Annotated in this window: 12 protein-coding genes; 8 read left to right on the top strand and 4 right to left on the bottom strand. The window is 68.2% G+C overall.

Annotated elements, in window-relative coordinates; genetic code table 11:
- Nucleotides 1-164: 164 nt before the first annotated feature.
- Complete coding sequence (locus DCN14_RS09720; protein WP_096501190.1) at nucleotides 165-1,466, bottom strand: substrate-binding domain-containing protein; 1,302 nt, start codon at nucleotides 1,464-1,466, stop codon at nucleotides 165-167.
- A gap of 665 nt (nucleotides 1,467-2,131) precedes the next feature.
- Here DCN14_RS09720 and gspF point away from each other — a divergent pair.
- A complete protein-coding gene (gene gspF, locus DCN14_RS09715; protein WP_096501186.1) occupies nucleotides 2,132-3,349 on the top strand; it encodes a type II secretion system inner membrane protein GspF in 1,218 nt (405 codons plus the stop codon).
- A gap of 8 nt (nucleotides 3,350-3,357) precedes the next feature.
- On the opposite strand, the gene DCN14_RS09710 is transcribed toward gspF, so the two are convergent.
- A complete protein-coding gene (locus DCN14_RS09710) occupies nucleotides 3,358-3,804 on the bottom strand; it encodes a general secretion pathway protein GspC (RefSeq protein ID WP_096501184.1) in 447 nt (148 codons plus the stop codon).
- Between the two features lie 166 nt (nucleotides 3,805-3,970).
- Here DCN14_RS09710 and gspG point away from each other — a divergent pair, with 166 nt between their 5' ends.
- From gspG to DCN14_RS09675, 6 genes are all read left to right on the top strand, one after another.
- Complete coding sequence (gene gspG / locus DCN14_RS09705) at nucleotides 3,971-4,354, top strand: type II secretion system major pseudopilin GspG (protein ID WP_239007801.1); 384 nt, start codon at nucleotides 3,971-3,973, stop codon at nucleotides 4,352-4,354.
- A 4-nt stretch (nucleotides 4,355-4,358) separates the two neighbouring features.
- Nucleotides 4,359-4,865 carry a GspH/FimT family pseudopilin gene (locus tag DCN14_RS09700; protein WP_239007793.1) on the top strand — a complete coding sequence of 169 codons (507 nt, stop codon included), beginning with the start codon at nucleotides 4,359-4,361 and terminating at the stop codon, nucleotides 4,863-4,865.
- A gap of 166 nt (nucleotides 4,866-5,031) precedes the next feature.
- Entirely contained in the window at nucleotides 5,032-5,772 is a 741-nt protein-coding gene (locus tag DCN14_RS09695; protein ID WP_096501180.1) for a secretin and TonB N-terminal domain-containing protein, read from the top strand.
- A gap of 3 nt (nucleotides 5,773-5,775) precedes the next feature.
- Entirely contained in the window at nucleotides 5,776-6,324 is a 549-nt protein-coding gene (locus DCN14_RS09690; protein WP_096501178.1) for an RNA polymerase sigma factor, read from the top strand.
- Between the two features lie 11 nt (nucleotides 6,325-6,335).
- On the top strand, nucleotides 6,336-7,331 hold the full coding sequence (locus tag DCN14_RS09680; RefSeq protein ID WP_096501176.1) for a FecR domain-containing protein: 996 nt from the start codon (nucleotides 6,336-6,338) through the stop codon (nucleotides 7,329-7,331).
- A gap of 254 nt (nucleotides 7,332-7,585) precedes the next feature.
- Nucleotides 7,586-7,837, top strand: coding sequence for a DUF4880 domain-containing protein (locus DCN14_RS09675; protein WP_240327196.1), 252 nt, complete (start codon nucleotides 7,586-7,588; stop codon nucleotides 7,835-7,837).
- Nucleotides 7,838-8,066: 229 nt separating this feature from the next.
- On the opposite strand, the gene DCN14_RS09670 is transcribed toward DCN14_RS09675, so the two are convergent.
- Nucleotides 8,067-8,891 carry a hypothetical protein gene (locus DCN14_RS09670; RefSeq protein WP_096501523.1) on the bottom strand — a complete coding sequence of 275 codons (825 nt, stop codon included), beginning with the start codon at nucleotides 8,889-8,891 and terminating at the stop codon, nucleotides 8,067-8,069.
- A 122-nt stretch (nucleotides 8,892-9,013) separates the two neighbouring features.
- Between DCN14_RS09670 and DCN14_RS09665 the strand changes: the two genes are divergently transcribed.
- Nucleotides 9,014-10,690 carry a type II toxin-antitoxin system Phd/YefM family antitoxin gene (locus DCN14_RS09665; protein ID WP_240327195.1) on the top strand — a complete coding sequence of 559 codons (1,677 nt, stop codon included), beginning with the start codon at nucleotides 9,014-9,016 and terminating at the stop codon, nucleotides 10,688-10,690.
- A gap of 57 nt (nucleotides 10,691-10,747) precedes the next feature.
- On the opposite strand, the gene gspK is transcribed toward DCN14_RS09665, so the two are convergent.
- The gene (gene gspK / locus DCN14_RS09660) at nucleotides 10,748-11,743 is read right to left on the bottom strand and encodes a type II secretion system minor pseudopilin GspK (RefSeq protein WP_096501172.1); all 996 of its coding nucleotides are present in this window, start codon (nucleotides 11,741-11,743) and stop codon (nucleotides 10,748-10,750) included.
- Between the last annotated feature and the right edge of the window lie 3 nt (nucleotides 11,744-11,746).

Genomic DNA, 11,746 nt, shown 5'->3' with positions numbered 1-11,746 from the left:
GGCTGCTGACAGCCGGCGGCGCAATCGTACTGAGTGTGGTCGACGCATGCGTGTACGCCGGGGCGTCATACCGCTCATTCATCGAGCCGCATCAATAAAAACTGCGCCCTTGGCGTCCCAAGGGCGCAGTCGTTTGGACGTCAGTCGGGAAGTTTGCCGACCGCTTAGCGGCCGACCACCGTACCCGTGCAGACGCTCGCGTTGCCGATGTCGAGGTTGAAACCGTTCGCGTTGCTCAGGAAGTCGTTCGAGATGGCGGTCTGATAGCCCGACGGCACCGTGTCGAAGCCGTTGCCGTGAACGATCGATGCGAAGCTGGCGTTCGTGAAGTGCGCGTTCAGGAAGTCGTGCACGGCCGTCTTGACCGTCGCGTCCGCGTAGCACTGGCTCAGGATGATCTGGCTCGTGCCCGTGACCGGATAGCCCGACGTCGGCTTGCCGACGTTCGGCACCCAGTTCAACTGGTTCGACGCGGCGGCCTTCGTGCCCGGCGCTTGAGCCGTCGACGTGCTCGAGATGGCTGCCGAAGCGTTCGCATACGTCGGAGCGTAGTACAGCGTGCCGTTCTGGAGGCTGGCGATCGGCAGTTGCAGCGCGCCGGCCGACGTCACGACCGTGCTCTTCGGCGCCAGGAACGTGTTCGTGTAGTCCGGGCTCAGGTAAGCAACGGCAGCCGTGCCGGCCGAAGCGTAGGTCACCAGCTGGTTACGCACACCGCCGCTACCCGAGGCTGCGGTGAAGTTCGCGGGCACGCCGCCCGGGAACGAATCCGTGAACGTCAGCGAATCGACGAACGTCACGCCCGAAGCCGTATTGGCGGTCGAGCAGACGGCGGCCAGGTGGCGGGTCAGCAGTTCGGTCGTGCCGCTGCCGTCCGAGCGATAGATGACCTTGATCGGCGCGCTCAGTGCGTAAGCCGAACTCGTTTCCGGGTTGGTGACCTGGTTCCAGTTCGTCAGCTTGCCCGAGAACACGCCGCACAGGTCGTTGTCGTTCAGCGCGATGCTATGCGCTTGCCCCGGCGTCGTTTGCGGGGTCGTCGTGCTCGTCACGGCCGGGCCGTTGACGACCGGCACCGTGATCGGCGTCACGACGTACGGGATCTGGATCAGCGGGCCGTTGGTCGCGCCGAGGCCGGCCTTGTACGAAGTGATTTGCGGAGCCAGCAGAGCCGCATCGCTGTTCGCGAAGTGGACCGTGCCGGTGACACCTGCGCCGAAGTACGTCGGCTGGTTGCCCAGGAACGCGTTCTGGCCGGCACCCGAGCCAACCGAGTAGTACGTGAACGAGCCTTCGGCGGTGCCGAACAGGCCGATTTCGGTCGCGGTGTTGCCGATCGCGCCGATGGTCGGAGCAACGAGCGACGAACCGCCGCCGTGGATGTCCGCGGCCATTGCGGCCGTGGCGCCCAGACCGGAAACAACGAGAGCGAGGACTTGACAGATCTTGCGCTTGCTGGATTTCATGAGAAATTTCCTTGGACGAAGATAAACGGGAACCCCTGCTACTGCGGTTGGAATACTTATGGACCGCCGGATAAATGTAGGGGGAAATCCGAATGATGCGTGTGAATTTTTCATAACGAATGGTACGGAACATTTTTATTGAATAAGCCATTGCGTTATCCGGATTGATAAAGCGTGGATTGGCGTGTTATTCCGCGCAGGCAGGAAGTTCGGATATTGTGATTCGGGTGAGGGAAGCGCCGACGGGCCGAGAGCTGAAGCGTGCACGAGACTTGGTGCGGGCCATCAACGCCGCCAGCGAGCCCGAGTGGGGGTATCGTAGTTTCAAGACGGTTTCGTGGCGAATGTTACGGAACATTCCGGGCGCCGATGAATATTCCCTCATGCGATGTATTTCCGCCATCGAGCAGGAAATGGTTTAAATGGATGAGGGTGGCGTTGCCTCTTGTTGTTAATGTGCGAGGGATTAATAACTGTCGATAAAGATGAAATCGTTTTTAAGATATAAAGAAACCACGGCCCAGTAATAAGACCCGCCAAAAAGGTAGCCCAACATCCGTCACAAATTTGCGCCGGTTCGCTCCGTAGTCTTCCCCGGCGACTCCGTCCGGCATGCTGCGCGACGTCATGGAAAGCAGTCGCACCCGTGACAGGAGAACACCGGCATGTCGGCATTCCGCTACGAAGCGATCGATCCCACCGGCCGCACGCTGAAGGGCGTGCTCGAAGCAGACAGTGCGCGTTCGGGGCGCAGCCAGTTGCGCACGCAGGGCCTGACGCCGCTCGTCGTCGAGCTGGCCGCGCAGCGTCTGCACGGCGAGCGTCACCAGCGCCTGTCGCTCGGCCGCAAGCTGTCGCAGCGCGAGCAGGCGATCATCACGCGCCAGCTCGCGAGCCTGCTGGTCGCGGGGCTGCCGCTCGACGAATCGCTGTCGGTGCTGAGCGAGCAGGCCGAGCGCGACTACCTGCGCGAGCTGATGGCATCGATTCGCGCGGAAGTGGTCGGCGGCCATTCGCTTGCGAACGCGCTGAGCCAGCATCCGCGCGATTTCCCGGAGATCTATCGCGCGCTCGTCGCGGCCGGCGAACACACGGGCAAGCTCGGCATCGTGCTGTCGCGCCTGGCCGACTACATCGAACAAAGCAACGCGCTGAAACAGAAGATTCTGCTCGCGTTCACCTATCCGGGCATCGTCACGCTGATCGCGTTCGGCATCGTCACGTTCCTGTTGAGCTACGTGGTGCCGCAAGTGGCGAACGTGTTCACCAGCACGAAGCAGCAACTGCCGACGTTGACGGTCGTGATGCTCGCGCTGTCGGAGTTCGTACGGCACTGGTGGTGGGCGTCGCTCGCGGCGATGGCTGCGATCGTCTATACGATCCGCAAGGTGCTGTCGCGCGATGCGCCGCGGCTCAGGTTCGACAGGTGGCTGCTCACCGCGCCGCTCGCGGGCAAGCTCGTGCGCGGCTACAACACGGTGCGCTTCGCGAGCACGCTCGGCATCCTCACCGCGGCCGGCGTGCCGATCCTGCGCGCGTTGCAGGCGGCCGGCGAAACGCTGTCGAACCGCGCGATGCGCGACAACGTCGACGATGCGATCGTGCGCGTGCGCGAAGGCTCGGCGTTGTCACGCGCGCTGGCCCATACGAAGACGTTTCCGCCGGTGCTGGTGCACCTGATTCGCTCGGGCGAGGCGACCGGCGACGTGACGACGATGCTCGACCGCGCATCCGAAGGCGAATCGCGCGAACTGGAGCGTCGCACGATGTTCCTGACGAGCCTGCTCGAACCGCTGCTGATCCTCGCGATGGGCGGCGTGGTGCTCGTGATCGTGCTGGCGGTGATGATGCCGATCATCGAGCTGAACAACATGGTGCAGTGATGCGCGGTTCAGCGCACGTAGGCGTTGGCCTTATCCGTGGCGGGCAGCGCGATCTCGCGTTGCAGGCCGCGGCGGTCGACGACGATCGAGCGTGCGCGCACTTCGGCGAGTGTCGCGGCCTCGCCGATCGCCGCGCCCAGCGACACGACGCGCGAAGCCTCGCCGCCGATGCTGACGATCGCTGCCGCGCGATGCGCATCGAGCGCGAGCACGCCGAGCAGCTGGATCGTGTCACGGCTGTCGTCGGGTTTCGCGCCGAACAGCTGCGCGCCGGCGCTGACGTCGAACGGTGCGCGCGGCGCGATGTTGGTCCGCACCGGCGCGTCGGGCGCGCTCAGCACGCGCACGGCCCACAGCGAGACGGCGACGAGCGCAGCGCCCGAAACGAGCGTCGCGACGAGCGGCACGAGATCGGCGCGGGACGGAACGATGCGAAGCAGGTCGAACGATTTCATGGCGACGGGCCGGTGCGATGAGCAGAAGAGGTTTTCCATTCTTTGATGCAAGGGTGAATGCATGATGACGGGCTCCAACGAAACCCGAACGTCGTATGACGGTCATCCGCGTGACGGAACGGGAGCGCATCGCCGCACACAACGCGGCTTCACGCTGATCGAGATCATGGTGGTGGTCGCGATCCTCGGGATTCTCGCGGCCCTGATCGTGCCGAAGATCATGAGCCGCCCGGACGAAGCGCGCCGCATCGCCGCGAAGCAGGATATCGGCACGATGATGCAGTCGCTGAACCTGTATCGCCTGGATAACGGCCGCTATCCGTCTCAGGAACAGGGGCTGACCGCGCTGGTCGAGAAGCCGGCCACCGATCCGGTGCCGAACAACTGGAAGGACGGCGGCTATCTCGAGCGGTTGCCGAAGGATCCATGGGGCAATCCCTATCAATACTTGAACCCCGGCGCGCACGGCGCGATCGACGTGTTCAGCTACGGCGCGGACGGCAAGCCGGGCGGCGAGGGGAACGATGCGGACATCGGCTCGTGGCAGTGACGGCATGACGTACCCGAACGGAAACATCCGCCACCCGCGCACGGCGCGTCGCGCGGCGGCAGGCTTCACGCTGCTCGAGATGCTCGTCGTGCTCGTGATCGCGGGGCTGCTGGTCGCGGTCGTGACGCTCGCGCCGTCGCGCAATCGCCGCACGGATCTGGCCGAGGAGGCGCAGCGCCTGGCGAACCTGCTCGAATCGGCCGGCGACGAAGCGCAGGTGCGCTCGATGCCGATCGCATGGCAGCCGGTCGGCGGCGGTTACCGGTTCGTGCAGCGCACGGAGAACGGCGGGTGGGCGCCGATGGCCGACGATATGTATCGTGCGCGCCGCTGGGGCGCCGAGGTGACGGCCGTGTCGGTGCGCTACACCGGCGGCGGCGACGCGCCGTCGCGCATCGTGCTCGGCAACGAAAGCATCGACGTGCCGGTGACGATCACGCTGTGGTCGGGCGACGTGCGAATGGCGGTCGTCGGCACGGGGATCGGCAACTTCGTCGTGCGCCGGCCGTGAGCGTGCGGCGCACGAACGCGGCACACCGCATTGATTCGATCCGCTGCACGCTTCACCTGACTGTCACAGTGCCCGTTCACAATTTGACGTTCGCTTGCGACGGAACCGCTCACGGGGGAGCGCGTTCCGGCATGCAGCGTGCAACTCCACTTCCGACCAGGGATTCATGACTCGTTCACGGGCGCCGAGCGGTGTCCTGGCGCTCGTCGCGTGGCTCGTGTTCGTCGTGCCGTGCATGCGCGGCCTGCAGGCGCAGGAGACCGGTTCCACAGGCCGCCCGCCGGGCAGCATCGCGCATTTCGATCTGCCCGCGCAGCCGCTCGCGAGGGCGTTGCAGGATTTTGCGCGGCTGACCGAGCTGATCGTGCTGGCGCCGGCGCCGTTGCTCGACGGGCGCACGAGTGCGCCGGTACAGGGCGACTACGTCCCGCGCGACGCGCTCGGGCGGATGTTGGCCGGAACGGGGTTGCGTGCGGAATTCTCGGGGCCGGACGAAGCGATCATCGTCGCGCAGCCGGAGGCCGAGACGGCGCCCGATCCGGCCGACACGCCGGCGGACGCCGCGCTGCCGATCGACGGGATCGGCGATTCCGGCGAGCGGCGCGCGTTCGCGGGCTTGCTGCAGGCGCATCTGATCGAGGCGCTGTGCGCGCAGCCGGCGGCGGTGCCGGGCAGCTATCGACTCGTCGCGCAGGTGCGCATCGACAACAGGGGGGCGGTGGTGGCGGTCAACATGGTGGCATCGAGCGGTTCGGCCGCCCGCGACGCGGCGGTGATGCACGCGCTGCGCGCGCTGAAGCTGGACGATGCACCGCCGGCGGACCTGCCGCAGCCGGTCACGATCCTGTTGCGGCCGGCCGGTAACGGCGTGCATTTCCGCTGCCCGCCGACAGCGTCGCGAGGCTAGACCGTGTCCGACACCACTCGCATCGGGCTCAGGAAGCTGCTGGCGACGCGCTACGCGTATCTGGTCAGGCGTCTCGAACGCGTGACGGGCTCGAAGGACGGCGCGGCCGACGCGCTGCACGAGACCTGGCTGCGCCTCGAGAACGCGAACGTATCCACGCAGGTGACGAACGCCGACGCCTATATACTCGGGATGGCGAACAATGTCGCGATCGACCAGCATCGCCGGGAGCGCCGCCATCTGCACGACGACGATGTCGAGACGCTGCTCGATACGCCCGATGAACTGGCCGACCCCGAGCGTATCGTCGCGGCGCGCCGCAAGGTCGATACGCTGAAGGACGTGCTGCGCGGCCTGCCGCCGCGGCGCCGCGCGATCCTGCTGGCCGCCCGCGTGGACGGTCTGCTGAACCGCGAGATCGCCGAGCAGTTCGGCATTTCGCTGCGGCTCGTCGAAAGCGAACTGAGCGCGGCGATGAAGTACTGCCTGCAGCGCATGCAGGAAGACGGCGATGCGTACACGGGCTCGCGAGGCGGGCCGCGTAAATTTTGAGTACTCGGACGATGACGAAAGCCCAGGCCGAACCCGCCCACGACGCACTCGACGAAGCGAGCGCGTGGCTGCTGCGTCTGCGCTCGGGCGACGCGAGCCAGGCGGAGGCCGACGCGTTCGAGCGCTGGTGCGCCGATCGTCCGCAGGCGGCCGCGCTGCTGCGCGACACCTGGGGCTCGCTGCGCGCGGCGGCGGCCGAACTCGCGCATGAAGAACGCACGGCCGCGGCCTGGGCGGACGTTGCGAGGCGCGAGCGCTCGATGCGCACGGGCCGGCGCGCGTTCATCGGCTTTGCGGTGGCGGCGGGCGCGTCGTGGCTCGCGGTGCGGCCGCCGCTGCAGTTGTGGCCGTCGCTCGGCGATCTGGCCGCCGATTACCGCACGGGCACCGGCGAGCAGCGCAGCGTCGCGCTGTCGTCGCGCGTGACGGTGGCGATGAACACACAGACACGCGTCGACATGTTGCCGGCGAGCGATGCCGCGCACGGTGTCGAAGTCGTCGCCGGCGAGGCGGAGATCGATGCGGCCACGCCGCCCGCCGGCCGCGCGACGCCGATCCAGCCCGTGACCGTGGTCGCGGGCGACGGCCGCATGCAGGCGACGGTCGCGCGCTTCAACGTGCGGCGTACCGGGTCGCAGGTGTGCGTGACCTGCCTGTCGGGCACGGTCGCGCTCACGCATCCGCGCGGCGCGCGCACGCTGAAGGCCGACGATCAGGTGATCTACGACGATCGCGGCGTGCAGCCCGTGTCGCGCGTCGATCCGGGCGCGATCAGCGCATGGCGGCGCGGGATGCTGGTGTTCAACGGCGTGCCGCTGTCGGACGTCATCGACGAAATCAACCGCTATCGCCCGGGCAGGGTCATCCTGCGGCGTGCCGCGCTCGGCACGAACCGGATGCAGGCACAGTTTCCGATCACGCGGCTCGACGACGTGATCGACATGGTCGGCCGCCTGTATGGCGCGCACATCACACGTCTGCCCGGCAATATCGTATTGCTGAGCTGACCGGCTTTCCCCGCTCTCCCTCATCCTCCTCCGGCAGGCGACCCGTTCGCGTCGCCTCGGGCCGCCCGTGCACTGCGGGTTAAGGCCCTTCGTTACGACCTGATCAATGAGGGCCGGCAAACGCCGGGCAGTCGTTCGCGACCGCCGGGTGGAGCGTCGTCGGGCCCGAGGCGTGGGTGGCAAGCGCCCCGGCCGCGCGGCGACGCGCGGTGCGGGGGATGGGTGTCGAGGGAGCTTCGGGCGGTGGCGTGATCATGAACGAATCGCAATGGAATGCGGATTCCGGCGACGCGAACGCGCGCGCCGACACGATCCGTGAAGGCGCGGTGCGCTGGCTGCTATGGCTGCGCACGGGCGACACGACGGCGCGCGAATTCGACGCGTTCCGGCGCTGGCGCGCGCAAAGCGACGAGCATGCGCGCACCGTCCGCGAACTGATCTGGATGTGGGCGGTGCTGGAGACGGTCGGGCGCCAGGAGCCGGGCGGGCCGCCGCGCACGCATTGATGCGTCGCGCCGCGGGCCGGAGCGCCTGGAACCGGGGCGCGCCGGAATCGTTTACATGTGCGGGTGCGGTGAGCGTCGCAAGAAAGTCTGCGGGTTAACCGGGCCTGCTTCGACCTTGTATATGAGAGAGCGAGGGGGCCGTGGGGCGGAACCGGGGGGCGGGAGCAACCGCCTTCCGGATTGCCGCGGGGCAGGGTGTGCCGCACGTGTATCGAACGCGCCCCGTTTGTCAGGGCGACGATTCGTCCCGCATGCCGGCGCGCGCGCTGCGCCATGCGGCGTCGAGCGGATCGCCGCTGTCGCGCAGCGGTTCGCGCAGAAAGGGAAAGCGTTCGAAGAACGGTGCGGATTCTTGCAGGGCCACGATATGGTTGACCATCCATTGCAGCAGATCGCCGCCGTGCCTGACCTGTTCCGGGCGCCAGTCGGGCATCGCGGAGAAGCATTCCGCGAAGCCGCTCCAGCGCGACGGCCGATCGTTGTCGCCGGGGCGGAAGTAGGTATTCATCGCGACGTCGCGTGCGTCGGTCAGCGTGCCGACGAACAGCCCGTGCGGCGTCGGCACGCCGATCTGCTGCCAGTGCTCGGCCAGCGCGAGCGAGCGCATCACGCGCGCCACGACGAACGCGACATTCGTTTCGTGCTCGATTTCCGTCAGCGACATCACGCCGTTGCGCTGCATGCAGCGCGCGACCGCGTGCGGCCGGATCACGTTCGACGCGAAGCTGCGCAGCACGAGATCGGGCACCGTCAGCTGCAGCTGGAATTCGCGCAGGCCGTGCTCGGCGCTCATCGTCGCGAAGTTGACGAACAATCCTTCGGCCTGGCCGAGCGTGCCGACGTACGGATCGAGCCCGAGGCGCGCGAGCTTCGGCGCGATCTGGCGCTCGAACAGCCGCAGCAGGTTGCGGCGGTTGCGCACGCCGGCGAAATCGTCGATGCCGCGCGTGACGACGTCGCTGATCTCCCAGCGGCGCGCGTCGGCGAGCAGGCGCGGCGAGCGGCTCAGGTCGAAACGGGCGCGGCCGTGCGCCACGCGTGGATCTACGTACATGCCGGTGCCTCGTGCATCGATTGCGGGCGGACCGCCGCGACGGCGCGTCGTCGGGCGCATCCGGTCGCTCACGATGCTGCGGCGTCGAAAGCGCTCCGTCAAGTGCGCGCACGGCGCGGCGCATGCTCAACCAGACAGTGTGGGGTGACCCGATGATGCGCACGATCGTGGAACGCTTTGTCGAGCAAAGCCCGATGACGATCATGACGCGGCTCGTGCTGCAGTGCGCGCTGCATGACGACTGGATCGAAGCCGCCACGGACATCGACGACGAGCCCGACGGCGAATCGATCCGCGAGGCGCTGTTCGCGCTTGCCGTCGACGCGATCGCGGCGATTGCCGTGCGGCAGCGGAGGCCGGAGGCGATCGGTGGGGCCCCGCCGGGCGCCGGCGCGGCCGTGACGGCGCTGCACGACGGCATGAGCCGCTGGCGGGCCGGCTGGGGGCGCGCGCTCGTGAAGGACAGCGTGGAGCTGCTGCTGCCCGTCGCGATGGTGCGTACCGACGGGCGTGCCCGCGCGTTCGACGGAATGCGGCTGCGCGTGCTGGACGGCGCGGACGATGCATGTGCGCCGCGGGCCGGCGGTTGCGGCTGCGGACGCGCGTGCGACGAACCCGCGCGCAATGCGACGGGCGGCGGCGCGCGCGTATTGCCGGTCTACGATCCGGATCTCGGGATGATCGTCGACCTGCTGCCGTACGAGCGCGGCCGTTCGCACGAGCGCGCGTTCGTCGGTGCGCTGCTCGAAACGGTCCGGCCGGGCGAGCTGTGGATCGTCGACGGCCGCTTCGATACGGACGCGATCCTGTCGGGCTGGCCGCGTCGCGGCGGCGCGTTCGTGATGCGCGAATACGGTCGCTCGGCCGCGTGCCGGCCGCTCGGCGACTGGCTGGGCGCAGGCATGCTCGGCGAAGGGCAGGTGTTCGAGCAACCGGTCGGCATGGTGGGCGACGGCGGCGTGTCGGGCGCGTTCCGGCGGATCGAATGGCGTCGCATCTCTGCGGATGGCGAACCGGGCGAACCGGTCACGCTGCTCACCGACCTGCCGGCCGCGCAGTTCGACGCGCCGCAGGTCGTGCAGCTGTCGTGCCGGCGCTGGCGCGACGCGCTGCCGTTGCCGCTCGAGCCCGGGCCGGGCGGCGCGCCGTTCGGCGGCGTGCCCGCGCGCGCGGCGCTGCTGGCGAGCGGGATCGAGGCGTTCGCGTACAACGTGTTCAGCGTGATGACGCATGTCGTCGGCGGTGCGCTCGATCTCGACGCGCGCGACGCCGAGCGCCTGCCGGCGCTGATCGCCGACGGCGTCGAGGCCACTTATGCGGGGATGATGATCGCGCTGCCGCCCGACTGGTGGCAACGCTACGACCAGCTGCCCGCGACGACGCTCGGCCAGATCGTGCGGATGCTCGCGGTGCACGTCGATCCGCGCAGCGAGCGGCGCCGGCGGCGCGACAACCGGCTGTCGACGAAGTCGCAGGCGCTGCTGCGCGCGGCGACGCTCGAACGCCTGCTGCACGACGACGGCGACGATCCGGCCGCGAACGTGTTCAGCCTGCGCACGATCGCGATGGCGACGCGCGACTTCAGCAGCAATCCGTCGAAGGCGCTGCGGCACGCGGGCGAGGCGCTCGTGATGGTCACCAAGTACAACCGGCCGATCGCGCTGCTCGTGTCGATCGACGACTGGAACCGGCTGCTCGGCGAAGTACGCGAGACGAGCCTCACGCGGCTGTCGTTCGATGCGGCGGCGTCGCAGGGCGCGCGGTCGGTCGGGTTGAGTGAAACGTCGCTGAATTGGTGATTCAAGGTGGCGGGCCGGCAACCGTGTTGCCGGCTCATGCACCTGCCGCCTCCCGCCTCAACTCGTCAGCCGCCGCACCCAGATCACCGACGTCCATGCGAAATTTCCGCTGCCGTAGCGCGCGATCAGCGTGTCGACGCGTGCGTTGATTCGTGCCGAATGCACGCGGCAGTGCACGATGAAATAGCCGCTGCTGACGCCGACCGCCGACCCGTCGGGCAGCGTCGGGCTGCCGCCCTGCGCGGGCAGAAGGTATTCGGCGATGTCGCCGGTGCTGACGAAATACGCGGTGGCGCGCCGGTCGACGAGCCGTTTCGCCTGGCTCTGCGACAGCGTCGGAATCGCGGCCATGAGCACGGGTTCGGCCGCCGTGTTCGCGTTGACGACCGTGAGGTCGGGCAGTACCGTCACGAACGGCGCGAGCGCGTCGATCGCATGCGCGTCGTAGCCGGGAATGCGCGCGAGATCGTCGACGGACACGAGCTGCAGCGGCCAGCCGCCCGGGCCGTTCGCATCGCGCAGCGAGTTCAGCATGTAGTCGGCCGTCTGCTGCGCGAGCGCGGGGGCGAGCGACAGTTCGCCGAGCAGCCGCCGGTACGCGCGCACGCCTTCGCCGTTGGCCTGGTACGGCTTGCCGGGCGCGATGCGTGACACGAGGTTCATCAGGTTGAAGCGCGCCTGCGCATCCTCGACGCTGCCCGAGATCCACGCACGCGACAGCTCGGCGTTGACCGCAGCGGCTTCGGGCGGCAGCAGGTCGGAGAGCTGCACGTCGGCGATCGGCGCCGACCAGGTCTGGCCGACGAACGTGACGTTCGACGTCGCGGCCTGCGCGCGCAGCGTCGCGCGTGCCCATTCGACCGCGGCGCGCTCGACCCACATCGTTTGCGTCGCGAGCCGCTGGTTCTCGACGTCGCGCGTCGCGATCTGCTGGCGCCACAGCACGCTGGCCGCGAGCGTGGCCGCCAGCGCGACGACGAGCAGCACCGTCACGATCGCGATTCCGCGTTCGTGCCGCGCGCGTGCCGTCCATCCGCTTCCGTGTCGATGCATCCG

It is taken from the genome of Burkholderia sp. IDO3, from assembly GCF_003366075.1.
GTDB classification, from domain to species: Bacteria; Pseudomonadota; Gammaproteobacteria; order Burkholderiales; family Burkholderiaceae; genus Burkholderia; species Burkholderia anthina.
Note: the sequence above shows the minus strand (reverse complement) of the source record. Positions and strands in the feature narration are given on the sequence as shown.

Excerpts from the sequence above, each read along its gene's own strand:
- DCN14_RS09710 (WP_096501184.1), bottom strand. The coding sequence starts at position 3,804 with ATGAAATCGTTCGACCTGCTTCGCATCGTTCCGTCCCGCGCCGATCTC.
- DCN14_RS09665 (WP_240327195.1), top strand. The coding sequence starts at position 9,014 with ATGCTCAACCAGACAGTGTGGGGTGACCCGATGATGCGCACGATCGTG.
- DCN14_RS09675 (WP_240327196.1), top strand. The coding sequence starts at position 7,586 with ATGAACGAATCGCAATGGAATGCGGATTCCGGCGACGCGAACGCGCGC.
- gspK (WP_096501172.1), bottom strand. The coding sequence starts at position 11,743 with ATGCATCGACACGGAAGCGGATGGACGGCACGCGCGCGGCACGAACGC.
- DCN14_RS09720 (WP_096501190.1), bottom strand. The coding sequence starts at position 1,466 with ATGAAATCCAGCAAGCGCAAGATCTGTCAAGTCCTCGCTCTCGTTGTT.
- gspF (WP_096501186.1), top strand. The coding sequence starts at position 2,132 with ATGTCGGCATTCCGCTACGAAGCGATCGATCCCACCGGCCGCACGCTG.
- DCN14_RS09670 (WP_096501523.1), bottom strand. The coding sequence starts at position 8,891 with ATGTACGTAGATCCACGCGTGGCGCACGGCCGCGCCCGTTTCGACCTG.
- gspG (WP_239007801.1), top strand. The coding sequence starts at position 3,971 with ATGGTGGTGGTCGCGATCCTCGGGATTCTCGCGGCCCTGATCGTGCCG.
- DCN14_RS09700 (WP_239007793.1), top strand. The coding sequence starts at position 4,359 with ATGACGTACCCGAACGGAAACATCCGCCACCCGCGCACGGCGCGTCGC.
- DCN14_RS09695 (WP_096501180.1), top strand. The coding sequence starts at position 5,032 with ATGACTCGTTCACGGGCGCCGAGCGGTGTCCTGGCGCTCGTCGCGTGG.
- DCN14_RS09680 (WP_096501176.1), top strand. The coding sequence starts at position 6,336 with ATGACGAAAGCCCAGGCCGAACCCGCCCACGACGCACTCGACGAAGCG.